Origin of the sequence: Planococcus sp. CP5-4_YE (assembly GCF_019042655.1) — a bacterium.
Classification (GTDB): domain Bacteria; phylum Bacillota; class Bacilli; order Bacillales_A; family Planococcaceae; genus Planococcus.
In genome coordinates, this window is record NZ_JAHPZO010000005.1 from 92,130 (window position 1) to 117,996 (window position 25,867).

Consider the following 25,867-nt stretch of genomic DNA (forward strand, 5'->3'; position numbering starts at 1 on the left):
GTTCGAATTCTTTATCTATACACTTTATTCAACTTGTTCCGACTCTTTAGTTGTGAATTTTTCCGCAACATAATTCTTTGAGAGGCGTCTAAACAAGAGGATTCATGATAAGATAGGGAAATGGAATTGGGAGATTATTGCTCCTATATATAAGGAAAGAAATTGGTTGCGCGCTTTACCGCTAGGCCATTTGAAGAAAGTAGGATTTTGTTTTGGGCAGAAAACTCGCACTTACCGGCATTTTGTTCGTCATCGCGTCGCTGTTTTTGAAAGTTTCCGGGCTTCTCCGAGATATGGTTATTGCCTACCAATTTGGGGATTCCTATCAATCAGCTGCGTATTTCGCGGCATTCGCTTTGGCAAATACCTTTATTTTATTTTTTACTACCGGCATGAAGAATGCTTTTGTGCCAAGTTTCATCCACGCACAGGCGGATGGTAAAGGCCATCATCATTTTTCACAAATTATTCGTGGAACTATGGTGCTTGGATTAATTGTCTCCGTCATTGGTGCATTGGCAGCACCACTGCTAGTGCCTTTGCTATTTAAATTCCCCAACCTTCAGACCGATATTCGAGCTGAAGCAATTGAATTGAGTGTAGCTTTAGCTATCATCTTCTTTATAGCTGTATTCCTTGTGTCATTAAACTCGGTTTATGAGGCCTATCTTGACGCAGAAAACAAATTTTCATTGTCTGTCATTTCACAGATCATCGTTATCGGCAGCACCATTCTTAGCACCTTATTGTTTGCGGATGAAATCGGCGCCTACTCAATGGCGTTTGGCTATTTGGCCGGTGCGCTATTATCGTACATCGCCAAACGGCTCTGGTTCGTCCCTAAAGGAAGCCATAAAGTAATCGGCAAACTTGACTGGGAAGAAATCAAGCCCTTTTCAATCATTTTCATCCCGGTCGCTATTACGGTGATGGTCGGCCAAGTCAATCTGACAATCGATAATATCTTTGCTAGCTCATTCAGCGATTCAGCGGTCAACTATGTGAACTATGCAAAGAATATCGTCCACTTCCCACAAGCGATTATCGGTGTAACCATTGGGACGATCATTTTCCCGATTTTGGCGAAAGCGATTGCGAATGCTAATGAGAAAAGCTTCAAACAAGGCATCGAATACGGCTTGATGCTAACACTTTTGGTTTTACTGCCGGCTGTAGCGGGAATGATGTGGCTGATGCAAGATCTCATCACGATCGTTTACGAACGCGGCGCATTTACAGCGGACGCAACAGCAGCCACTGCAAGTGTTGGTTATCTGTACATGGGATCAGTATTGTTCTTCAGTTTGCAGAACATCTTGAACAAAGCTTTCTATTCAAAAAAACAAGGCCATGTCATTTTGCGCATTTCCTTGTTCTCTATCGCGCTCAATGTCGCATTGAACTTCCTGTTCATCGCGTTGCTTGATTCGTATCTGGCGATTCCACTCGCTTCGTCCGTCATGGCGCTCGTTTATTTTGCGCTCAATTGGGTCGTCTTCAACCGAACGCAAGGCAAGCTCAACTCTCGCTTTATCGTGAAAGACGCTGCCAAGATTTTTGTGGCGACCGCTGCGATGTTGCTGGTGTTATGGCTTGTATCGGGACTTCTCGAAGATTTACATATCTATGTCCGTTTCGGCCTGACGGCAATCATTGGCGCCATTGTCTATGCTGCGGCGGCTCTTGTCTTGAAGACGGAAATCGCACGCTTCCTTATCAGCAAGCTTAGAAAATCATAAGGAGTTTTTCGGATTATGAAACAGGTATTAATGAAAAACGCTGCGCCGGTGCTCAATCCGGCGATTAAAACTTCCTTGAAACGCTTTTACAAAGCGGACAAGCCACTTACCCCTCTTGAACCGGCGGAGCGCGTGCTTGTATTTGCGCCTCATATTGACGACGAAACGATCGGCCTCGGCGGAACCATTCGGCGCTATGCCGATTCCGGCGCACAAGTCACCATCGCCATCATCACCGATGGCAAAAATAGTAATGCCGCTCCGGTTGAAGCTGATACGCTGGCAGAGACACGCAAAGAGGAATTGCAGTCGATCCAAGACCTGCTTGGCTTTACGGACGTTCGTTACTTAGATTATCCCGATAGCGAAATTAAGGATGTCACTTCGAGTGAACGTTTCGGGGAGCTGATCGACGAGATCCGCCCTAATACGATTTATACGACAAGCTTGATCGATGCCCATCCTGATCATGTGTACAGCGCCCATTTGGTGGCGGATGCCCTGAAACACACGGACCATCAGCCGAAAATCGTCCGCGAATATGAGATCAATTGCCCTGTACCGCCGGAAGCGATCAATTGTATTATGGACATTACCGATCAGTTTCCGCTCAAGCAACGGGCGACCGAAGCATTCAAAAGCCAAGTGATCGCGTTCGATGGATTTTTGGCGCTCGCTGAGATCAAAACTGCACAGACAAACGATGCACACGCACGCTACGTAGAAACCTTCATCGAGAACACACCGCAGCAATTCATCGAAGCGGCCGATCATTTGAAGACGCAAGACCGCCAGTATGAAAAACATTTCAAGCAAGCGAATCGCACCGTTACTTTATGGTGGGCCATCTTCAAGAACTTAAAGTTGAAAAAGGCGATTTATCAAAGCCGCTAATTATAAATGCATTTGGAGGATATTATGAACTTTTTTAAGAACGATAACGAAAAATGGTTTTGGCTCATCGCCTTGATCGCCATCATGCTAATAGGTTACTCAGAGCTAGCCGTCATCGGCTATGCCCTGACACTTGTGTTGTTCGCCTTTGCGTTCATCAATCCCAAGTACGGCATCCTGCTGCTGTTCGTCTACATCCCGGTCCGCGAGTTTGTCACGCAATACAACCCCGGACTCAGCTATTTGACCGAAGCCATCGTATTCGGTGCGCTTTTCCAAGTATTTTGGATGAACCGCAAATCAATTAGGAAATTATTCCATTTTAAGAATTTCGAATACGCCTATTTCGCTTTTCTGATCATCGGTTCGATTTCTGCACTTATCATGGGCATCAGCCCAGTTTTGATTGCCATGCAATTGCGGCAGTTCCTGCTTTTTTATCTGGTATATTATATTGTCTACCGTCTTGGCATTACCCGCAAAGACTTGGTCAACCTCGTTTGGATTTTTGTCTGGACAGCGATTTTAGTCATTATCCAAGCCATTACTGAAAAACTTTCGATCCGCAACTTGTTCCTGCCCGAGTCGTGGCAAGCCATGGCTTTGTCGGCGAAAAACCGCGTGCGCATCTACGGCATGCTCGGAAATCCAAACGTGCTCGGCATTTACTTAATGTTCGCGTTCATCGCTTTCTATTATGCGAAGAATAAACTGAAGGAATTCAATCCGCGCTATATGGATATCTTGAATGTCCTTCTGGTCGGTATTTTGGTCCTGACCTATTCTCGTGGCACTTGGGGAGGATTTTTGATCGCCGCTATCGCTTTCTTGATCATGACACGGAAATTGAGTGTGCTCATCGATTTCGTCAAGTATACGGCGATTGCCCTCGTGATCGTGGTTCTGCCACTGAACCTATTAACCAATTACTTTGAAAGCACAGATACAGGCACTGAAAAAGTCACCAATATCCAGCAGTTCGATGTCGGCGGCGAATCAGGATTCCGCGACCGCATCGGCAGCACGTTCAGCGAAGACACTGTTACTGGCAGCCAAAGTTCAGGCCGTCTGTACATTGTCCAAACTGGCTTTGAAGTGTTCAAGGATTACCCGATCATCGGGACTGGATTTGCCACGTTTGGTGATTCCACTACCCTTTCGAATGGATCGCCACTTTATGACGATTACGGAATCGGGCATAAGTTCTATTCCGATAACCAATATATCCAAATCATCGTCCAAACTGGCGCGCTTGGCGTTATCGCCTTTGCCGCTTTCTTATTATCAATGCTTTGGCGCTATGGCAAAAAACATAAAGAAAGCTATCTGTATTCGCTGACTGCCAGCATTTTGCTCGGTGCGTACTTCATGGGCCTTGTTTACAACTTATGGGAATCCGACATTTTCGGACTTGCGTTCTTCGCCCTGCTAGCCGCAGCATCCCGCCGGGAAGATTTCGGCTTATCAGATGACGGTGAAACTTTATGATTCGCCTTTACCAGCCAGGCGACGAAATCGGCATTAACGCCCTTTATGAAAAAGTGTTCGGTAAAAAGCGCTCACTCGCTGAATGGCAATGGAAATACGAAAGTTTTCCGGAGAGTGCCACGATTGTCATTTCCGAAGAAGATGGCTTTATCAATGGCCATGCCGCTTTCTTGAAACTCACAGCACGCCAGCAAGGAACGGAATTGCTGCTCGGCGAGCGGGTCGACATCATGGTCGATCCAGACTTCCAAGGCCGCGGCATCTACAAGCAAATCGTTTCCCGCATGATTCAGGAATGTGAAGCGGAAGGGCTCGATATCCTGTACGGCTTTCCTGCTGAAACAGCGAAGCAAGTGTTCATGAAAGTAGCAGGCGGCAAAGATCTCGGAAATGTCCCGCGCTTTCTTGCGGTCAATAAACCAGGAGCTTTGCTTGCTTCGAAGGTCGGCAAGTTGAGAGCCATCCAATCGCCACTCGATAAAGTATTTTCTATCAGTGTTCCAAAAAAGAGCAGACACCAATTACGTGAACTTGGCGATCGTCTGTCAGTAGCGGAAATGCTATATAACCGTTTTGAAAACCAGTACCCGCTTCACGCCAAGCGCAACGGCGGATATATTCAGCGTCGCTTCCTCGACCATCCGACGAAAGATTATCAAGTATATACGCTCGAGCAGAATGGCTATGCCGAAGCGTATTGCGTGCTGCATGAGGAAACGAAAGCGAACGGTGTGACATTTACAACGATTGTGGATTTGTTCGGGCCGAATGATGAAGCAATCATTGCGGATCAATTGAAGGCGATCCGTCGTTTTACTAAAGCGGATGCGCTCAATTGCTGGGCGGTGCCAGATAGCCCGCGCTACCGCGCATTGAAGAAAGCTGGCTTTTTCCATATCAATAGCCCGATGCCGTTTGTCATCAAGGATTTCACTGGCACGGGTTCTTATGATGAGCTGGCTGATTGGCATTTGTCGCAGTCAGATGTTGATTCGTATTAACGTTTGCCCTTCTTCCGGGATTCCGGGAGAAGGGTTTTTTGTGGGTTGGGAATTTTATTTGGAGATGCAAAAGAGGATAGCTAGGGTTTGATTGTTGAATTGTTCCAGCGCTCTATTTGTACTTCATGTTGGTAGTCGCCGCCTTGCTTTGGGTTGGCCTTTGGCATTAAGCCAGGAGGAACGCCTGTCTTAATGCGTCGGCTCACCCTTGGCGCCGGCGGCTGAGAGATTTCATTGTGCTTTGGTGTTTAAGCTGTTCTGTTTCTTTAGTTAGTTGCCGGCTAGCGGGGAAATCGCTTCCCGGATCACGTGTGTATGAGATAGCAAGGGTTTGCTTGTGGAATCGTTATGGGGTTTGATTTCAGCTTCAGTCTAGTAATCGCCGCCTTGCTTTGGGTTGGCCTCCGGCAGTAAGCCAGGAAGAACGCCTGGCTTACTGCGTCGGCTCACCCTTGGCGCCGGCGGCTGAGAGATTTCATGGTGCTTTGGTTGTTTAAGCTGTTTTTCTTTAGTTAGTTGCCGGCTAGCGGGGAAATCGCTTCCCTGTTTCTTGTGTTGGGTTTGCATGAAATGAAAGATAGCAGCTACTCTTCTACTTTAAGTAGTCGATGATATTTGAAATCCTCATTTTTCTTAATTTGATGAAACTGTTCTACTTTTCTTCCGTATAAATAGTAATGGTAAAAAATTACACTCATCTTATGGATTCAAGCCAAACAGTAGAGGAGTAGTTCTATGGATTTCTTTATTAATTTCATTGTTATTGCCTTATTTATCTTCCCATTTATTGCGTTTATACATGAGGCCGGGCACGCTTTTTTCTTGAAATTATCAGGCGGCGAAGTAGCTGAATTCAGTATTGGAAACGGTGACGTTTTATGGAACTATAAGCGGTTTTACATCAGGACAGCTTATTTCGCAGGCGGAAGAGTGGTTCCAAAAAATATTGACGTCCTTAGTAAGTTCCAGAGAATTCTCTTCTATTTAGGCGGTGTGCTTTTCAACTTCGCCAGTGCTTTAATTTTGGATCTTACTACCGGATATGAACTTGGTATTTTCCGCGATTATTTGGATAGCTTCATTTTCGTTTCGTATCTAAATGTACTTGTTAACCTCATTCCCGTCTCCACAATCGTTGGGGACAGCGATGGGAAGAAGCTACTTAATCTATTCCTTCAGAAGGAGTTTGAACATTGATTTTTTGCATCTCCTTCCCCTTTTTTCGTCACAAAACAAACACCCATTCACAATGAATAGGTGTTTGTTATTCACTCGATAAACGCTTCATATGTTTCCAGTTCACCGTCTTCTAAACAAAAGATTTAGCGCATGAGACTTCAAACTTAAAATGAACTTGGGCATTCGTTCATAGCTTTGCACTACTTTGGAACAGTATTTTCTCTCTTTTTGTTCAATGGAAACAGACAGATTATATACATTTTCGAGAGAAGTTTTAAAAATAGACAGACTTTTCGATATCTTCAAATTTATTGACGCTGCTGGTAAAATTATGTACTATAAATAAGTTAAGGGAATTTGTATTAAACGTTTGGAGGGTTAGAATTGTCAGCAAAAGTAATCGTTATTATTCCTGCATACAATGAAGAAGATTCTATTGAGCAAACAGTAAGAAACATTAAGGCTGCTACCAATATTGACTATATTGTCGTCAATGACGGTTCAAAGGATCGCACTCGTGAACTGCTTGATAAAAATAAATTTAACCATATAGATTTGCCAATCAATCTTGGAATTGGCGGAGCTATGCAAACTGGATATCAGTATGCCCTTGACCACAACTATGACTATGCCATTCAACTCGATGCAGATGGTCAGCACAATCCGGCTGATTTGATGAATCTTATAGACGAAATCAGAACTACGGATAATGATATGGTTATCGGTTCTAGGTTTGTTGAACAAAGTGCTTATAAGGGGACTTTATCCCGCAGAATTGGGATTTATTATTTTTATCGTTTCATTCACCTGCTTACAAAAATGAAGATCACCGATCCGACATCAGGCTATCGCATTGTTAATCGGAAAATTATCGAATCGTTCAGTAAGTATTATCCTACTGACTATCCTGAAGTAGAAGTTCTTGTGAATTTGGCCAGAAAAAACTATAAAATTAAAGAAATCAAAGTCGAAATGAATCAGCGTCAAGGAGGAAAATCTTCCATTACGCCTAAAAAATCTATCTACTATATGTTTAAAGTAACTTATATCTCGCTCGTGCGATCCGTATTTTAGGAGGGTATCCATGGTTCAAGGAATCTCAATCTTAGTGGCAATTCTGTTCTTTGCACAAGTGCTATTTTATACATCAAAAAACAAACTCCAAGACCAACAAGCGCTGATCTGGCTAATCCTTTCGTTCAGCGGGCTTTTATTAGCCCTTTTCTTGCCTGTCATGAATAATGTCGCCCAGTTTTTAGAAATTGAATATATGCCATCTCTTATTTTTGTACTTGCTTTTCTGATCATTCTCACCATGTTAGTGTTTCAAACTACAACTATAACTAAACAACAGATACAAATAAAACAGATTGCTCAGCAGCTCTCGTACGCTACAAAACATATCGATGAGCTCAGAAATGAAGGAAAAAAAGAGGACAATAAAAATGTTAGTTAACTATTTACTTATTTTGCTTAATACAATGATACTCGTTTCTGGACAATTTTTATGGAAATTCGGGATGACCGGCAAAGATGATAGTTTTTCTTCAGTCGGGGCAATCATCAAATTGATGCTGTCTCCATACATCGTAACAGGACTGACCATGTACGGATTTGCGACTGTGCTTTGGCTCTTCATCTTAACCCGGGTGCCATTAAGCGTAGCCTACCCTATTCAAAGTCTGGCTTATGTCTTTGCAGTATTTGGTGCTTACTTCATCTTCAATGAACCTTTATCTATGATGAAGATCTTAGGTGTGTTAATGATTATGATTGGCGTCTCATTTATCGGTTTTTCATCAGCGCCTAACTTTGACTAGGAAGAGTGTGGAATCTGTTTATGAATACAAAAATTTTAAACTTTATTAAATCACATTACTGGCTGATTTTTATTATCGCTGTAGGGTTCTTATTGCGTATTGGCGTAATCGTGAAATATGGCAGTGGCCTATCGCTCGATAGCGATGACATGGGGTACGTAAGAAGCGCTCTTACACTTCTTGAAACCGGCATGCTTACATATCACCGGGCAGATATGCCGACTGTTCATATCATGCCAGGCCAATCATTTTTGTTAGCATTCATTTTTCTCATCTTTGGCAAGGGAAGCTTTGGCTTCCTCATGGGGAAATTAATATTTGTGGCGATCGGAACCGTGAATATATTCATGGTCTACAAACTAGGAAAGCTTATCGGCAATAAATTTATCGGCCTCGCTTCCGCTACAATGCTCGCTATCTTCATTCCTCAGATCTTGACTGATAACTTATTTATTACGGAAACGCCTTTTATGCTTGTCCTTCTGTTACTTGTCTATTACTCGGTTAAACTTGCGAACGAACCAAGCAACTGGAAATACTTCTTCATTTTGATGCTTTCTTATTTGGCAGTCATTATGTTCAAAGCCACATTTGCACTATATCCGGTCCTGCTCCTGTTCTATTTCATTTTGAAAAAGTACCCATTAAAAGTTGGTGCCAAACAATTTGCGGTAGCCGCCATAATGTTATTGGTTGTTCTTGGGCCATGGTGGGCTAGAAACTATGTACAGTTCGGCGAATTTATACCGCTTACTGGCGGTGGAGGCAATCCACTTCTCTTAGGAACCTATCAGGGATCGGGTATCCATTATGGAGAATCCTACGATGAAACAGTCGATATGATTAAAGAACAGTATCCAGAAGAATCCCAAAATGCATTCTTGTATTTAAAGATACAGGATGAAATCGCGAAAGAACGAATCAGCATTTGGTGGGAAGACGATAAGTATACTTTCTTAAGGACCTACCTGAGGACTAAGCCTATTATTCAATGGGATGCCCAATTTTATTGGATAGAAATTTACGGCTTTTCAAAATCCGTAATCAATGATATCCATGATTACATCGTCGAATGGTCCATCTTTTCTCTAATTGCCATCTTCTTTATGCGGCATCGGTGGAGAGAATACTTGCTGCTAGCGGGCATAGTATTCTACAGCACTGCGCTCAATTCAGTCTTTTATGCGTTCCCAAGGTATAACCAGCCCTTAATGTTTATCTTGTTTATCGCAATGTCTACAGCAGTATTTGTCGCCTATCAGCTGCTTTTAAAAGTTTTTCTTTACGTCCGTCAGCGAATAAGTAAATTAAGTTCGGTTTCCGATAATTGACTTGTTTAACTAGCGGCTCTAATTATATCCATTTAAAAGAAGCGCCCTCTAAAGGCGTTTCTTTTTTTGCATTCATTTTATCTCCCCCTGCCGCATCTTCCCTTCTCGCACTCCACATTCCTAACGATACAGCTTTTGTTTTTTAATCTATCGCCTTTTTGAATCATGCTTAAATTTTCCCATAGAAAAACCCGGCTAATTAAATAGCCGGGCAATCTCATTATTATTGATGAAGCTCTTTGATAACCTTAGGTGAAACAGCTCCTGTGCCACCTGTAGTGAAAACTGTTCCATAGTAGTTTGCACGTGTTTCAATTCGTGGGTTGATTTCGTCTTTCTGCACAAGAAGCATAGGCGCTTCATATGCCGCAGCAAGAACGTTTCCAGTCAAAGCATCCGGGAAGTTTTGGCCGTTTGCAGCAAAGCCTTCTACAGCCCCATCAAACAATAGTTCTGCGACTGCCGCTGAAGTCAAGTAACGGTCTGCCCCACTCACACGTCTTGCATTCGGCAATTGCTCCGCTACTGCCTCAGAAACGGCACCAGTTCCTCCAATGATTGTCGAAGAGTTGTAAAACTCAAGTTCCTCTTCAATTGACGCTGGAATGCGGTCTGGGCGAGTCAATAGGATTGGCTTGTCATTCAATGCCGCATAAGCACCTGCAGACAATGCATCCGGGAAGTTGAGACCGCTGACAACTACTGCATCTGTTGCATCAGTATCAAGTTCAGAAGCGATGGCTACAGCTGTCTCGTAGCGATCTTTCCCGCCAATACGTGTAACTTCCAAATCCATCTCATCAAGAGCCATCATAATATCGTCGGAAACGGCACCTTTGCCGCCAAGGACAACTGCTTTGGTCGCGCCAAGGCGAGCGATTTCTTCTGTGACGCCTGCTGCCAATTGATTAGAGCGCGTTAAGAGAATTGGCGATTCATACTGGTCAGCAAGAGGTGCTGCTGTCAAAGCATCTGCATAAGTATTGCCATTCGCGATGAATACGGTATCTGCAGATTCCCAGCCTTGTTTTGAAACGGCGATTGCTGTTTCATAACGGTCTGCACCAGACAAGCGCACTTGATTGATGCGGCGCTCTTCGTATGGTTCTACGCCTTCATCAGCGAAGGATTGCGCATGCTCTTCAAACATTTCCCAGTCAGTGAAGCCTGGCTCTGTAACACGGCCTTCTTCATAAGCTTTTCCAAACGACGCGAAACCATCGCCGCCTTTAGCCGTGAATGTATTCGTTGCTACTGTATACGTTTCTTCCAAGTTTAATTCTTCGAAGTTATTATCTCCGGTATCGACAAAAGCAGATAAGACGCGGTCGCCAGCTGGCGCTTTGCCGTCATAGTTGAAGAACATCCCCGATACGTGAAGGAACCCTCCATTTTCTTTCGGATATTCACGAACACTATGCTCAAGTGCTTCTTTAATTTCCTGGCCAGTTACTTCCATGATTGCCAAGGCATTGCCAAATGGCAAGACTGTCAAGATTTCCCCATAAGTGATTGGTCCTTGATCGATGGAAGCACGGATGCCGCCGCCATTTTGTAACGCAATCGTCGTATCAGGATTGATTGTTTTTGCTTTTGCCAACATGCCATCTGTAATGAAGTTGCCAAGGTTCGTCTCGCTCAAGCGGATTCCGAACTCTCCACGTGTGCCGTTCAGGAAGACGTTTGCTTCCACGCCAATTTCTTTTTTCTTCAATTCATCAATTTCATCGGCATAAGGCTTGAGGATAGCTGCTGCCTCTTCGTCCACTTCAGCCGCGGCAACGTCATGCAGCTCTCCGACAAAGTTTGTAACATTTCCAGCTTCATCGAATGTTACATCCAATTGGCCAAGGAATTTATTGTATTCGTTCGCTTGGACAATCACTGTATCTTCCACTTGTACTGGCGGCAATATCTTCGTATGTGTATGTCCACCGACGATGACATCGATGCCATCAACTTCAGACGCTAGTGTGCGGTCGTTATCAATAGCCGCGTTATCGTCATAGCCAATATGCGTCAAAGCGACGATTTTATTGACATCTTGCCCTTCAAACCACTCTACTGCTTCATTTGCTGCGTCGATATAATCTGTAAAAGCAATATCTTTCGGGCTTGAGATGTCTGCTGTTTCAGCAGTCGTCAAACCGAAGATCCCTACTTCCTCGCCGTTCACTTCCTGTACAACTCCGCTGTAAATCTGGCCATTCGCAGCCGTTTTCGTAAACGCTTCGCCTGCTACAAGTGGTGACATATTAGCGTCTTTCGAGAAATCAACGTTTGCGCCGACCAACGGGAAGTCTGCCCCGCCGACGAATTCAGCAAGCGCTGCATGACCTTCTGCACTGGCTCCAAGATCGAATTCATGGTTCCCGAACACCATGGCATCGTATTCCATGTAGTTCATGAGTTCCAAATCCGCTAGCCCTTGGAATGTATTGAAATATAATGTACCTGAGAAGACGTCGCCTGCATCCAATAATAGGTTGTTCGCGTTCTCCGCACGAAGCTTTTTGATCAAGGTTGCGCGTTTCGGCGCGTTGTCCAAGTTCCCGTGCGTGTCGTTCGTGTGCATGATCGTTAACTCGAAATCGCCTTCAGCTGCCTCCGCTTTTTGCGAATCGTAAATCCCGACGATTGTTAAAGCCAGTGTTGTCGCCATTACAGAAGTGAAAATCTTTTTCGGCATTGCTACACCATCCTATCAAATTTTTTTGACGAACGTCTCTCAGGGCTGTATCTTTCTAACTATGTATGAAGACGTTTGTCCCTATTACCCATAATACTACAAAAGATTTCGAAGGTAAGTAAAATTTTGATAAATATTTCGAAAACGGTTACATTTTTTAAACACTCTAAAAAATTTTACTTAATTTGCTAAAACGGTATTGTAAAGAAGCTTATTCAAATAGATGAATAGCACATTCCAGTTGCTGTCCTTTCGCTTAATACATTCATTCTATAATATTAACTCTGCCTTTTCTTAAAAAAGCGCATAATAAAAACGGAGCGTCCGAAGACACTCCGTTTTTATTATTGATTTATTTATTGTTCAAGTACTCATCCAATTGTTTCATGATGTCATTCGATACTGCTCCAGATCCACCAATGACTTTTGCGTATTCAACGCCATTTTTCTGCAAATACTCACCAAGTTCAGCTGGTACAGAATTTCCTACCAAGTAAACTCCAGTGTTTTGTTTTGCTGCCAATGCGCCGCCCGCTAGAGCATCTGCAAATCCTTTACCTGTTGCTACGTAAACAGTATCTGTTGGGCTACCGAAGTATTTTGCCACTTCTAGAGAAGTTTCATAACGGTTTGAACCACGGATCCGGAAAGAATTCGGAAGTTCAGAGGCTGCTTTTTCACTTACTGCGCCCGTACCGCCAATAACTAGGGTATTTTTAACACCCATTTTTACCAATGCAGCTTTAGTAGCATTTGGCACAGCGTTATTGCGTGTCAATAAGATCGGCGTTCCATCTGTACCAGCATAGCTAGCTACGCTAAGAGCATCCGGGAAGTTCAAGCCGCTTACAACAATCGCTTTTTCAGATTTACCGAACTGCTCTGCAATTTTCGCAGCCGTTTCATAACGATCCATACCGCTGAGTCGTTTCACATCAATACCATCAGATTTCAACTGCTTCACGACAGCTTCAGAAATCGCTCCAGTTCCACCAACTACATAGACTGTTTTTGCGCCAAGGCGTTTGATTTCTTCGTATGTCTCAGCTGTCAATTTCGACGATTGTGATAGTAGGAGTGGTGCATCGTGTTTCTTCGCAAGTGGAACACCTGCTAATGCATCGGCATAGTTGTTTCCTGTCGCCAAGACGACTGTATCCGCAGAATCCCAACCTTCTTTGCTTAGTTCAACTGCAGTGGCATAGCGGTTTACTCCCGAAATGCGTTCTGCACGAAGTTCAGAATCAGAGCGGTCGATCTTCACTTCTTTTTCGACTTTGTTGCCAGCGCCGTCTTCAGCGACAACCATGAACGAGTTCATGCCAGGGGCCAAATCGACTTTCGCTGTTACTGTTTTGCTAACTGGATCTGCTACAGTGATTTCATCAAAAACATCTTGGTTGTAAAGAACATCTCCATCAAGCGATAGCTTCACCATGCTGAAGTTATCTTTTACTGTGATGTCGAATTCCACTGATTCCTGATTTTGGTCAACAACGCCAGGAGCGTCGATGGCAAGTGTCGGGTTCACTGTATCCACATAGACTGGACGGATAATCGAAGACGTGTTGCCATTGTAATCTGTCGCTTCGAATTTCACTTCTTGGCGTCCAGTTTCAAGTTCGATAGATGAATCGAATTCAAAGCCTCTTTCCGATTCAGTGAATTTCACTTCTTTGCCGTTCACTTTCAGAGTCTTCAAGTTTTCTTCAACAACATATCCTTTAACCGGTATAGTGTTGCTGTTATATAAACGAAGAGCTCCTGGGCCGTTATCATCCACATAGATGACTGGTTTCACAGTGTCATTCGCATTTGAGATAGCATAGCCACCGTTGAATGCATGGTCATAAACGTTAACTTGAATCAAGTCAGCTTCTGAAGCATTCAAGCCAAATTTATCAAGGTCAATAACCGTTTCATCTGCATTGAAGTAGCCTTCAGCAGGCAAACGTTTACCGTCAACTTGTACGGAGAAGAATGCAACACCCACTCCTTCGTCAGACAAGGAAACTTCCAATGTATTATCTTTTTCGTTTACATTAATAGAAGCTTCTGGCGCGACTGTATCGATGTAAACTGGCAATGATTTGCTCTGCCAATCTGCCTCTTCATAGTCAACTTTCGCTTTCAGCTCGTATTCATACAAACCGTCTGCAGCTACTTCACCTTTCACTTTGCCGTCCCAAGCACGAGATCCATTAAAGCTAAAGTAAGAACCACTGCCACCATTGAAGTAGTTTTTGAGAACGTCTTTTTCGATATTAACTGTGCGCAGCTTATCGCCGTCTGCACTTAAGACATTCGTTTGAAGCTCATCAGCGTTACGCAACAATGTCGGGATGCCGTTGATGGAATCATTCAAGCCGTCGTTGTTTGGAGATAACGGATAGACCAGTTTTCCATCCACTTCAACCAGGTCAATGAAATCAATGCCATCATATGCTACACCAATATCATTGGCTTCACGGTATTGCTCATAGAACATTGGCTCGTCTTTTTCTTCAACCCCGAAGGAGTCGATGATGTCCGGACGATCCCATTCGCCGTAGAAACTGATGTATGGCAAGACAAGGTCAGGGTTTGCTGAACCTTCTTCAGCCATCAATTTTACAAAGCCTTCAACAAAGACATCTTCTTCAAGCGCTTTGGTGATTTCTTTGCCATCTTTATCAAGTCCAGGCACTTGGCCGGCGCTGATATCGATCGTTACCGTCACATCCGTTGTACCATTTGCCGGTACCGTCACTGTTTCAGGAGCTGTTACTTTTGCTCCTTGAAGTGCGCCTGATTGCAACAAGTTGGACGTTACATCTCCATCTTCTTGGAACATATCAACGAGCACTGATGTGTCGACTGAGTATGTCGCCGCTTCGTCAGACATGTTTTCAGCTGTCAATGTGAAGGTGAAGGAATCTTCCGTGAAGTCCTTAACATTCACTTTCGCTTCGTTTGTTGATTTCTCAGTTAAGATCACTGGCGTTGTGACCGCGCCGTTCAACTGCATCATACCTGCGCCTTGACGACGAGGAGAAATTGTATCGCCTGATTTGCCGTGCGTGATATCTGCTGTGTTCAGCATCAATACTTTCGCTAGGCGTGTGCGTTCTTCAACTGAAAGATTTTTGAACTCATCGTGGTTTTTCAAGTATTGCTGGACAAGTGCTGCGCCGCCTGCAACGTGTGGAGCTGCCATGGATGTTCCGCTCATGACGCCATATTTGTCATTTTCAAGCGTTGACAAGATATTTCCGCCTGGTGCAGACAATTCCGGTTTGAACTCAAGGTCCGGTGTTACTCCCCACGAAGTGAAGTCTGTTGCGCGTCCAACTTCTGGTCCTTCTTCTTTATCCGTTTGTTCAACATTAGCACCCAGTTCACCGTCTGAAGAAAGTGCCGCTTCAAGCTCTAAACCATCTTCACGCGTAATCTTCATGAACGGAATGTCCCAGCCGCCTTGGTCTTTGTAGAATACTGGATTCGTAGTGTTGTAAACGATAATGCCTGCCGCACCAGCTGCAGCTGCCCATTTGGTTTTATCAGCAAAAGCATGAGCGCCACGTTCAACGACTACCACTTTCCCAGAAACGTCAATGCCTTCGTAATCAGCAGCCGCTCCTAGTGCATTTGGATTACCTGAAAGTTCCTTCAACGAAACGACTTCAAAATCATCGCCATCTTCTTGGAAATCCGTCCAGTCATCGACACCGAAACCTTCTACTGAGAAATTACCGAAATCCACTGCATGCGTGAAGAGGTTGACCAAGTTTCCAGTAGCTGCGACTTGGATTGTGTCCTTGTTTAGCCCTGGAGAACCGACCAAACCGTAATCCGGGTTGTCATAATGCGGGTTGTCGTAGCCATAGCCGATGTGTCCAGAGTTACCGGCAGATACAGCTGAAACGATTCCGTTGTTTACAGCATTTGTGATCGCTTTATCTTCAGCACTCTCTTCATTATAAAATGAAGAAGTAGAGCCTAGACTCATATTCAGGACATCTGCTCCAAGTTTTACTGCATCATCGATTGCTGCCAAGTAGACATCAGAGAACGTCGATGGGAAGTTAACATCATTCGAGAATACTTTCATGCCCAGGATTTGAGATTCAGGTGCTACACCTTTCAGGCCGCCTTCACTTTCATCGCCGTTCGCGCCGACTGTTCCTGCAACGTGCATGCCGTGCATGGAAGCATCAGGGCCGTCATCTTGAATTTCATTGTTTTTATCATAATAGTTGTAAGCGTATGGTACTTTTACGTTTTGGTAAGCGCCTCTTAATCCATCTTTCGACACAAGACCTTCAACTTCAGATTTCGTCAAATCCACTCGGGAATCGTCCGTAATATTGAAGTCTTTATGATCAGGATCGATTCCTGTATCAATAACGGCTACAACCATGCCTTCACCTTGGAATTCACTGTCAGCCCATACTTGGCGCGACTGGATGAAATCATGGCTCGTCGTCATATCCGGTGTAGCTTCTGGTCTTTCATATTCATTTGCAATGTATACGTTCTTAACGTTCGGCAAGTCTTTGATCTTCTCAACATCGCTGAATTTCACCATGCCGCTGAATCCGTTAAAAGCCGTCGTATATTCATATTGAGAATTCAACTCAACGCCTTTAGAAGAAATTGTCTTTTTCACGTTCGCATGCGCTTTTACTAGTTGAGCTTCAATTTTTTCTTTTTCAGCCTTAGCAAGCGTTTTGTATTGGACACCTTTTGCAGATGCCACTTCTACTGCTGACTGTCCTTCAATTTCAACAATAACGCGAACTTCTTCGTTCGGGTCTAGTGCATCTTTTTGGACCATGTCAGGACTTTCCTGTTTCTTAAGTTGCTTGATTAGCTCTGCTTTTTCGTTGGAAAGAACGTTGATTGCCTGCAAATCTTGATCACTGGCTTTCTCTTTGTCGCCAGATGTAGCACTTGCAGTCATAACCCCGTTACTTGCAACTAAACCTGCGATCATAGCAACAGATACAAACTTTTTCCAAGTCTTTGAACCGTTTTGCACAATGTAGCCTCCCCTAATGTTTTTCAAGGAAATTCATTCTATGTATGTTTCCAAACTTATGTATGTATTTCCTCACAGATAAAATAGTAACAATAGTCATACAATTATGTCAATATGTTATTTGGATATTCTTAAGAATAGAATTATTGGAATTTAATAGAAATCCCATAAGCACAAAAGATGTTTAAACGCACAATATATTCCTAAGAAATACATGAGCTAATAGAACCTTTTCGTAAAAATAAATTTTCGGGTATCGAATTATAGTAGGTCTTTGTAATTATAATTTCTACGTTTTTCTATTTATTTTTTTAAGATTCTACACCTACTAGGTATAAACAACCTTTTTCACAGATATGCTTGGGTTCAAATAAATTTATAGAGAAATTAGTGGATATTTTTATCATTCACCTGATTTTTCCAGCAATTACTTGCAGTAATCTCCCAGCGCTTTATTTGTTTATTATGTTTGAATTTGCTGTCCTTCTTTAAATTTTCCGTGAACTATAAATCAGTGAGGCAGACTATCCGTCCCTTCCTTCATTCAATTTCATTCCACAAAAAGAACCATCCGCCAAAAGGCAGATGGTTCTTCGTTTTTATTCGTAACTCACTAAAGCAACTACAGATTCCTGTTTGTCGTCACCGTTAGCGATTACTGTTTTTTCCTGGATGAATCCAAGACCCGGCGCGAAGTAACGCGTCATTGTCGTTACTTGATCGGACGATTCAGAAGCCAAAACTTGCTCGACTACCAATACATCTTCTAATGTGCCAGCTTGAGTTTCAAGTGTTTCATCATTCGATGTGACAATCCATTCACCTTCTGTGCTGTTGGCTTCGTCGATCATGACCACCGGCGCACTCATCGGCACTAAACCTTCAATCGAAATGTCGCGCTCGCCTTCGAGTTCAGATGTTTCGATCAGCATGTTCATGGATGACTCTGTCCACTCAGTCACTTCAACGGTAGCAGCTTCGCCGAATGTAATTTCTTCTAGCACTTTATTCCCTGATACTTCCAGCACTTCACGCGTCAATTTGAATTCTTCCACTTGGAAGTCTTTGACGAGTCCCAGTTCTGGCATGTACAGCTGAAGGCCTGTTGGGTCCGTCACTTCGATGGGTGCATTTTCTGTTGCTTCCACATCTGTTTCAGTTGTTTCTGTTTCCGTGGTTTCGGTTTCGGTTGTTTCTGTGCCGCCTGTACCGTTGACGTTATTGTCTTCTGCAGAGTCGGTCACAGCGGTGCCGCATCCGCCAAGCAGGACGGCTGAGAGCAAAAGCCCACTGAATTTCTTCATATATATAACCACCTTATCATTTTTGCATTGCATTGATTGTTGATTGAATGGAAGACTCTACTGCACCGCCAACGTAATACGTGCGATTGATTAATTTTTCCTTGCTGTGTCGCGTTAAAGAACTAGTTAACGCAGCAGGCATAGCACTGTTTGGCACCAAGAATAGCGGCGCATTGTAGCGTGCCGAGATAGCAGACGAAACGAGAGCATCTGGATAGTTCGTGCCCGTAGAAACGATCAAGCGGTTCGAGATGAACTCATCGCTAAAGTGATCGATAGTTGCAGTACCTGTTTCATAACGATTCTTACCGGATAGGCGATGAACACCATCTGCTCCAATTTCACGTTTTACCGCAGTTTCCAAAGCAGTCGGAACTGCTCCGGTACCACCAATGATGACCACTTCATCGCCATAGGCTGTTTTCAAGTCGTTCGGCAATTCCATGCCATCACGCACCAGGACTATCGGCCATTTTTTCACAACCGCAACACTCGCAGCAGTTAGAGCATCAGGATAGTTATTCCCCGCTGTGACAAACATACCGTCTGCCGCTGGAAGCTTGGCATTGATTTTGCTGTTTGTCTCATACCGATCCTTGCCGGAAAGACGTTCGACACTTAACCCCATGCCCTTTAGTTTGTTTTCGATGGTTGTGGAGATAGCGCCTGTTCCGCCTACTATAGTAACTTTAGACGCTTTCAAGCGTTTCAATTCCTGCTCCACCGTTGGCGACAAAGTCTCCGACGTGCTCAATAGAATCGGTGCATTGTCGAAGCTGGCAGCTAACGGGCCTGCTGATAGGGCATCTGCATACTGGCGTGACGTTGCCAGTACAACTGTTTTTGGAGACTTTGTTGAGCTAAATCCGTTTGGATACAACAGTTTTGAAACACCAATCGCAGTCTCAATCCGGTTTTTGCCTTTTACAATTTGTGGTGTGTACGAGTATTTTGTTTTATCTGTATTCGTGAAAATGACCTTCTGTGCCCAAACATCAAACAGTTCGGAGTTTGGCCAGTTGCGCGTATACTCGCGAGCTTCTTCTCGGTTATAGAAATGAATCATTTCTCCTTTGTCTTTTGAACGGACAATGAAGTTTTTGCGTTTGAAGTTCGACCAGACAATATCGTCTTCAAGAGTCGATTCATCGATGACTGAAGCTTTTTGCAATTTTCCGCCATGAGCGATTGCTGCTTCTTTTTGATAAAAACTCGCTACTTCCTTATCGCTGCTATCAAGTACCACATATTTCTTTGGCAGGTAGTTTGACCAGCTTACGATTCCAGTGGTGGTATGGACAACACGAGTGTTCTTCCATTTTTTCGCTGCATCGATTGCCTCTTGTTCACTAGCATATAGATTATCAGGAATATCGCCCGATGAATGATAAATGCCATAAACTAATGGGCGGTCAACCGGTTCCGGATCAGGTTTCGCTGCCCCGTCCACTTTTCCGGTTTTCTTATGAATCACATAGCTTCCTGAAACAGTTTTAGAGTAATTCAACGCATCAGTTTTTGATGTGTAATGTTTGATCGCTTTTCCGTTTTTATCGTTGACGACATAAACGTTGAAAAAATCATCTACTCCTTTTGCAACATTCGCTGCAACTTTTTGCTGGAACCAGCCTTGCTTGATCATCGCTTCTTCTGTCGGGTTGGACATATAACCGACTTCGAGCAAGACAGACGGCATGTTCGCTGTACGCGTTACATAAAGATTGTTCGCGATGATGCCGCGACCTTCCTTAACGCCTGAATTGATCACAGCGCGGTGCGTGTTTGTTGCCAAACGTCCGCTCTCCGGCGAGTAATGGCGCTGTAATACTGATGGTGGATAAGATGAACTTGCGTATTTATTATCATAATAATACGTTTCGTATCCACCGTATGTAGGTGAACTTGTAGCATTGTGGTGCACGGACATGAATACGGTATTATCATTATTCCCGCTTGCAATCATGCCGTTTGCAACTTTCATCCGCTCGATGAGATCTGTACCGGATGAAATGCGTGAAAACTGGACATCGGATGTTCTAGTCATGATAACGACAAATCCTCTTTTCTCTAGTTCGGATTTCAATCGATATGACACTTCCATGTTGGCGTGTTTTTCATAATAACCGGTTCGGTTTCCAGAATAACCTGCCGTCCCTCCGTAAATCCCTCCGTGGCCTGGATCTAAAATAACAGTTGGCTTACCGGCTGCCGAAGCAGTTCCGGTTCCCATTCCAATGGCTAGCAGCAACAACAGCACAAACAAAAGTTTCTTTTTCAATGCTACATTCCCCTCTTTCTGACCTAATAGTACGGGGGAAAATTAGGAGAAACAAGAGAATTTTACAATATTTTCTTAAAATGATTCTTTATACAGCGTTTAAAAGTGAATTTCACTCACACAAAGATAAAAGACCTATTAAAATTACGTAATTAAAGCAATAGAGTGTTTAAAAACATGCTTTTATACCCAAAAAAACTCTATTGATTATGCAATGAATTTGCATTATCATTCGCTCAAATGAATTGACAAAAAAATCCAGAGAAGAGTTACCTCTCTTCTCCGGATTCCACTTCTTTCTCGCCTTCGTCCAAAAAATTGCTTAGCAAAGCATCAGAATGACTTAAAATTTTCAAAGCGTTTTCCTGCTTCTGTTCAATGGTTTCTTTATCGGGTTCAATCCGCTCCATAGTATTCAAGTCAAAATAACGTTCAGGGTACCTGGCGTTTTGCCCGAGATACATGTGATCGCCCGTGATGTATGAACCGCCCGGCAAATAATAGCGGACTGCAAGTAAATTATTTTCATACTGAAGCATATTGTGCCCAATCATTGGCCCTTGCGGTTCGATGCCCATCAAATTCATGATGGTCGGCATCATATCCACTTGCCCTCCAAAATTGGAATTCACTTCTGATTCAAATAATCCGGGAGCAGCAATAACAAAAGGCAATAGAAAACGATCTTTAAAGGTATAGGGGTGGCCTAATAATTCGGCCATCAATTTATTGTCGCTCACTTTCATCGGGGTTCCGTGAAGTCCAGAATGATCACCATTGATGACAATAATCGATTCCTCGTAGATACCTTCCTCTTTCAAGAAAGCAATAAATTCACCGATCGTCTCATCGACATAACGGACCGATTGCAAATAATTCCCTGTATAAGTATCTTCGTAAGATACCGGCAATTCCAGATACGCATCTTTCTCCGGTACTTTAAACGGAGTATGGCTCGTCAGCGTCATCAAATTCGCATAAATTTTCTTGCCTTCTGATAATTGCGTTTTCACTTCTTCTTCTGCAAACTCGAACATGATCCGATCAGATGGCCCAATCCCAATAATGTCTTCATTTGGTATTTCATCCAACGAATAAGCGTAATCAAAACCGAGTGCAGGGTATAAGTTTTCGCGGTTCCAATATTTCAATTCGTCTGCATGGTAAGTCGTGGTGTAGTATTCCCGATCGTTAAGCAAATTGACCAGTGAAGGCAACTCTTCGCCATTCAAGTAATTAACCGTTGGATCCAGTCCTTTGGTCATCAACGATGTATGAAGAAGCCATTCTGCATCTGAGGTATTGCCAGCACCGATCTGCTGGAACATCCGGTCGAAATAGAGGCTGTCTGAAAGCAAGTCGTTGATGTTCGGTGTTAGTTCTTGCCCGTCAATCGTTTGATTGATTGCGAAGTTTTGTAAGGACTCGACTTGAATGACAAATAAATGACGATCTTCTGCAATACCAAAACGTTCGTGCTCGCTATACGGAACAAACTCGTTGCCTTTAAGTCTAGCCAACTCTCCATCAGTTAAAAGATTCATTTCGGCAGATGCACTGTTTTGCTTGGCCACTTGAACCAATTGCGTTTGCATAAACCCGCGCTCTTTAGCAAATAAGGTCATATCTATAATGGGCTGCTGCATCGCAATAGCGGTCGTTACGATACTCAGAGCCAAGAGGGCGACCGCTGCCGCCCCCATCTTCCTGCGATTTTTCATTGCCAGCTGGCGATTTAAGGAAAATACGAACAACACCACATATACGACGATATCTGCAAAGAATAGGAGATCCAATGGTGAATACAATAAACTGACGGTTTCCATTACTGAACCAGCTTGATCGCCTTGCTTTAAGTCAAAATAACTTGGCACTGTTTGGAAATAACGCTCATACCAAATGATGGAGACCATTAAAGCTGACACGAATACATTGTAAATAAGCGATATAATAGGACTCACCCGACGAATCACAAAAAATACCATTACAGGAATCAGCATCCAAATAGGAAAATCAATTACCAGTAGCCGAAGCCAGGACACTTCTCCATATACGTGAATACGAAAGACTGCCAATTTAATGAGCAGGATAAACGATATGATAGTCAACACTAATAACGGGTGGTTATTTTTAAGTTTCTTCAACATGATTAGCACCTCTTGATGGATAACTTCTTGTAATACTATTGTGAATATTATTACAATAGTATTGAGTTTTTGTAAAGCTATCATGCAAAATGCTTGGGTCAAATTCCGATTTATAGCACAAAATCACTAGAAACATTTCTTTTTGGTCATCTTATTAAATAATTTGGGACCATTGAGTTTCCTTCGAGCAAAAATAAGCCGCACCCACCATCGGAACATTGAAATCAAAGAACCGAAAATCCCTTGGAATGGATTTCGCATTAACAATATTAAAACAGCCGCCCCTTTTTAGGGCGGCTGTTTCAGAGTGTTGAAGAAGTCTACTAATCCATTACGAATTAGAATGGAGTCGTTTTTTCTACATTCAATAATCAATGATGTGTCTAAGTATTTGGAGAAGCGTTCGCTCGACTCCTGCGGGAAAAGCGGGTTTGAGAGACCCCGCAGGCCGCGATAGCGGCTGAGGAGGCTCGATTCCCGCCCGCGGAAAGCGAGCGATAAGCTTCGGAAAATACGACTTCTTAACTTTCTCGACAAGCTGAAACAGCCGCCCCTTTTTAGGGCGGCTGTTTTTTGCTTACTTCACGAACTTAGTGGTGTTCTCAATCGATACACCTTGATAATAGAACTTCAAAATCTGATCAGCAGATTCCCCGGCCTGCGAACGGCGGTAAGAACCCCACTGGCTCATGCCAATGCCATGCCCAAAACCGCTTCCATCTAAGATAAAACGGTCTGCGGTTTCTGCTACCTCAAAATCTAGACTCTTCAAGTTCGCTCCACCGATCAAGGTGCGGAATGCAGTGATGTTAGGCGTCGTACCCGCTTTATAGGTTACAGAGGCGTGATGCTTCTTCAATGCAGACCCGATGTATTGATTGCTGGCAGTTTTCAAAGCAGCTGGGATAAGCATTTCGCCTCCCAAATAATAAGCCTGATCCTTTGTCACTTGGCTGATTTGTTCCATGTAAGCTACCGGCAACCGCTGCGGATCTGGATGTACCATCAAAATCGGTGAATTTGTTTTCGCTGCAAGTACCGATCCTGCAAGGGCATCCACGTAAGAATATGCATTTCCTATGACAATATTGGTGCCATTCATTGGCAGCAATCGGTTAATTTCGACACTAGTAGCAACACGGTCTTTTCCGCTGATGCGGTCACTTTGAATGTCGCGCTCTGCCAAAGCAATCGCCACCGCTTCCGGAACTGCGCCAGTTCCCCCTATGAGAATCGCTTTTTCAGTGTTGTGTTCTTCAAGGAACGCCAGTGTAGACTCCGGGCTTTTTGCTCCTCTGTGAATAATAATCGGCAATTGATGTTTAGCAGCGTAGGCAGAAGCAGATAGAGCATCTGATGAATCGTCATTGCCTGTGGCAAAAAGCACAGTCTGCATCTGCCCCACTTCTTTAGCTACTGCAAGTGACGTTTCCGAACGGTTTTTGCCGGATAGGCGCTTTGTATTAAAGCCTTTTCCGATTAATGCCGTTTCAATTTCTTCTGAGACTGCTGATTTTCCGCCCAATAAATAAATCACGGCACCCGGTTTCGTCTGGTTATCGAGAAATTGTTCAACAACTGGCGGCAGGCTTTGGCTTCTCGTCAACAAAACTGGCGCTCCGTGTTTATGCGCTAAAACTGTTCCAGAAAGGGCATCCGCAGGAATATCTCCACGCCCGAGAACGATAGCTGGTGCTTTTTCTTCCCCAATTGTTTCTTTAGCGATTTCAACAGCTGTTTCGTAGCGGTCTTTCCCGACTAAGGTCTTGGAAGCAGCACCCGCTTCCATGTCAAAACTTAAAGCCCCATTTTTACTGTTTCGGACGTAATAATCCATTTCTAATGTGATGGCTTTAACTTTCCCAGTGTTCTCGTATGTTTCTGCTTGAATTTTATCGATGGATGCAATTTTAATGGATTCAACACTTGGATCTTTTGCTTTTGCTTTTTTTAGTAAATCCATTTTGAAATTAGTGAAGGCTGCTTTGCTTTGCTCATTGACAAGCGAGCTATTCAAGTTGTGTTCAGCAGTTGTCTGCCACCAAGTTGCCGGTGCCATTAAATCGGCTGTTTCCGGCAATTGGCGTTTCATCCAATTCAGTTTCCACAAAACATTGTTAGTATCAAAAGGATCAGGCTGAGATTTGGACAAATACGGCAATTTCCCGGACCAGTATTGCTCAGGCAATTCTGTTTGGCCCCCGTTGCTCGATGAAAAGAACGCCGTGACAAAGCCTGTCTGGCCATTAGATTTTTTATAGGTTAAAATTTGCCCTTTCGTTTCATCCACTGCTTGATTAGTATATTTATACGCATTCATATATAGAGGAGATGCTGGGTCCCAGATAAATCCTTTATAAACTTGGAATTTTGTTGTGTCATCTATTTCCAATGAATTTTGGTTCATTTTGGAAAAAATATAAGATCTCGCTGTAATGGCCTGTGCTTTCAGAGATTCCATCCCACCACTTGCTCCCCAGCTTGCCGGGCTTTCAGATGGAACCACTCCTTTTAGATAATCTTCGAATTGCAAAGAGTTAAATGGCTGCATATTGCCTGTGCCGGACATGCGGAACTCTATAGTCCCCATATAAGGATAGATGGTTGATGATCCTTTTTTGTAAAGATATACATGATTGGCCTTTGAATAGATGGCCGGCTCAACCGTTACTGATGACAAACCCGTTTTTAAAGTTTTGTCGCCTTGCTTCAACACCAGTTTCCCGCTTGAAACTTGAATGCTATAACGAGTATTTTTTTCAAGTTTAACCGTTTTGTCTTCTTTTAACTGAGAAGAACCTTGCGGCGTAAACTCATAACTATTTGCAGCCCCCAGTTGATTTACCAGCTTAACTTTGACAGTAAAATCTTCAGCAGCCGCCACATTATCTGCTCCCCCCGCAAAAACACCAATAAAAAGCAAGACAGCTAAACTCTTCAACAACATTCTCACTCTATTTCCCCCTCGTTATCTGTT

At 43.5% G+C, this 25,867-nt stretch carries 15 protein-coding genes; 9 read left to right on the forward strand and 6 right to left on the reverse strand.

Features of this window, described 5'->3' with window-relative positions; all coding sequences use genetic code 11:
• The first annotated feature begins 212 nt into the window (after positions 1 to 212).
• The 9 genes from murJ (at position 213) to KTG14_RS08340 (ending at position 9,452) form a co-directional block, all read left to right on the forward strand.
• Positions 213 to 1,739 carry a murein biosynthesis integral membrane protein MurJ gene (murJ, locus tag KTG14_RS08300; protein WP_216970497.1) on the forward strand — a complete coding sequence of 509 codons (1,527 nt, stop codon included), beginning with the start codon at positions 213 to 215 and terminating at the stop codon, positions 1,737 to 1,739.
• A 15-nt stretch (positions 1,740 to 1,754) separates the two neighbouring features.
• The gene (locus tag KTG14_RS08305; RefSeq protein ID WP_216970498.1) at positions 1,755 to 2,633 is read left to right on the forward strand and encodes a PIG-L deacetylase family protein; all 879 of its coding nucleotides are present in this window, start codon (positions 1,755 to 1,757) and stop codon (positions 2,631 to 2,633) included.
• A 24-nt stretch (positions 2,634 to 2,657) separates the two neighbouring features.
• Positions 2,658 to 4,121, forward strand: a complete 1,464-nt coding sequence (locus KTG14_RS08310) for an O-antigen ligase family protein (RefSeq protein WP_216970499.1) — start codon at positions 2,658 to 2,660, stop codon at positions 4,119 to 4,121.
• Positions 4,118 to 5,122, forward strand: coding sequence for a GNAT family N-acetyltransferase (locus tag KTG14_RS08315; RefSeq protein ID WP_216970500.1), 1,005 nt, complete (start codon positions 4,118 to 4,120; stop codon positions 5,120 to 5,122). Before KTG14_RS08310 ends, KTG14_RS08315 begins: the two co-directional genes overlap by 4 nt.
• Positions 5,123 to 5,857: 735 nt before the next feature.
• On the forward strand, positions 5,858 to 6,319 hold the full coding sequence (locus tag KTG14_RS08320) for a site-2 protease family protein (protein ID WP_216970501.1): 462 nt from the start codon (positions 5,858 to 5,860) through the stop codon (positions 6,317 to 6,319).
• 366 nt (positions 6,320 to 6,685) lie between these two features.
• Entirely contained in the window at positions 6,686 to 7,375 is a 690-nt protein-coding gene (locus KTG14_RS08325; RefSeq protein ID WP_211654972.1) for a glycosyltransferase family 2 protein, read from the forward strand.
• Positions 7,376 to 7,385: 10 nt separating this feature from the next.
• On the forward strand, positions 7,386 to 7,757 hold the full coding sequence (locus tag KTG14_RS08330; RefSeq protein WP_211654973.1) for a DUF2304 domain-containing protein: 372 nt from the start codon (positions 7,386 to 7,388) through the stop codon (positions 7,755 to 7,757).
• A complete protein-coding gene (locus KTG14_RS08335; protein ID WP_216970502.1) occupies positions 7,747 to 8,121 on the forward strand; it encodes an EamA family transporter in 375 nt (124 codons plus the stop codon). The genes KTG14_RS08330 and KTG14_RS08335 overlap by 11 nt, the downstream gene beginning before the upstream one ends.
• A gap of 20 nt (positions 8,122 to 8,141) precedes the next feature.
• Positions 8,142 to 9,452 (forward strand): glycosyltransferase family 39 protein, encoded by a 1,311-nt coding sequence (locus KTG14_RS08340; protein WP_216970503.1) that lies wholly within the window; start codon positions 8,142 to 8,144, stop codon positions 9,450 to 9,452.
• Positions 9,453 to 9,675: 223 nt separating this feature from the next.
• Here the strand turns inward: KTG14_RS08340 and KTG14_RS08345 are convergent, their stop codons facing one another.
• The 6 genes from KTG14_RS08345 to KTG14_RS08370 all read right to left on the reverse strand — a co-directional run bounded on the left by KTG14_RS08345 (position 9,676) and on the right by KTG14_RS08370 (position 25,837).
• Positions 9,676 to 12,141 (reverse strand): cell wall-binding repeat-containing protein, encoded by a 2,466-nt coding sequence (locus KTG14_RS08345; RefSeq protein WP_216970504.1) that lies wholly within the window; start codon positions 12,139 to 12,141, stop codon positions 9,676 to 9,678.
• Positions 12,142 to 12,493: 352 nt separating this feature from the next.
• Positions 12,494 to 17,161, reverse strand: coding sequence for a cell wall-binding repeat-containing protein (locus KTG14_RS17940; protein WP_308461969.1), 4,668 nt, complete (start codon positions 17,159 to 17,161; stop codon positions 12,494 to 12,496).
• Positions 17,162 to 17,760: 599 nt separating this feature from the next.
• The gene (locus tag KTG14_RS08355) at positions 17,761 to 18,465 is read right to left on the reverse strand and encodes a hypothetical protein (RefSeq protein ID WP_216970505.1); all 705 of its coding nucleotides are present in this window, start codon (positions 18,463 to 18,465) and stop codon (positions 17,761 to 17,763) included.
• 16 nt (positions 18,466 to 18,481) lie between these two features.
• The gene (locus KTG14_RS08360) at positions 18,482 to 20,743 is read right to left on the reverse strand and encodes a cell wall-binding repeat-containing protein (RefSeq protein WP_216970506.1); all 2,262 of its coding nucleotides are present in this window, start codon (positions 20,741 to 20,743) and stop codon (positions 18,482 to 18,484) included.
• 269 nt (positions 20,744 to 21,012) lie between these two features.
• The gene (locus KTG14_RS08365) at positions 21,013 to 22,890 is read right to left on the reverse strand and encodes an LTA synthase family protein (RefSeq protein WP_216970507.1); all 1,878 of its coding nucleotides are present in this window, start codon (positions 22,888 to 22,890) and stop codon (positions 21,013 to 21,015) included.
• A gap of 577 nt (positions 22,891 to 23,467) precedes the next feature.
• The gene (locus KTG14_RS08370) at positions 23,468 to 25,837 is read right to left on the reverse strand and encodes a SpoIID/LytB domain-containing protein (RefSeq protein WP_217341204.1); all 2,370 of its coding nucleotides are present in this window, start codon (positions 25,835 to 25,837) and stop codon (positions 23,468 to 23,470) included.
• Positions 25,838 to 25,867: the final 30 nt, after the last annotated feature.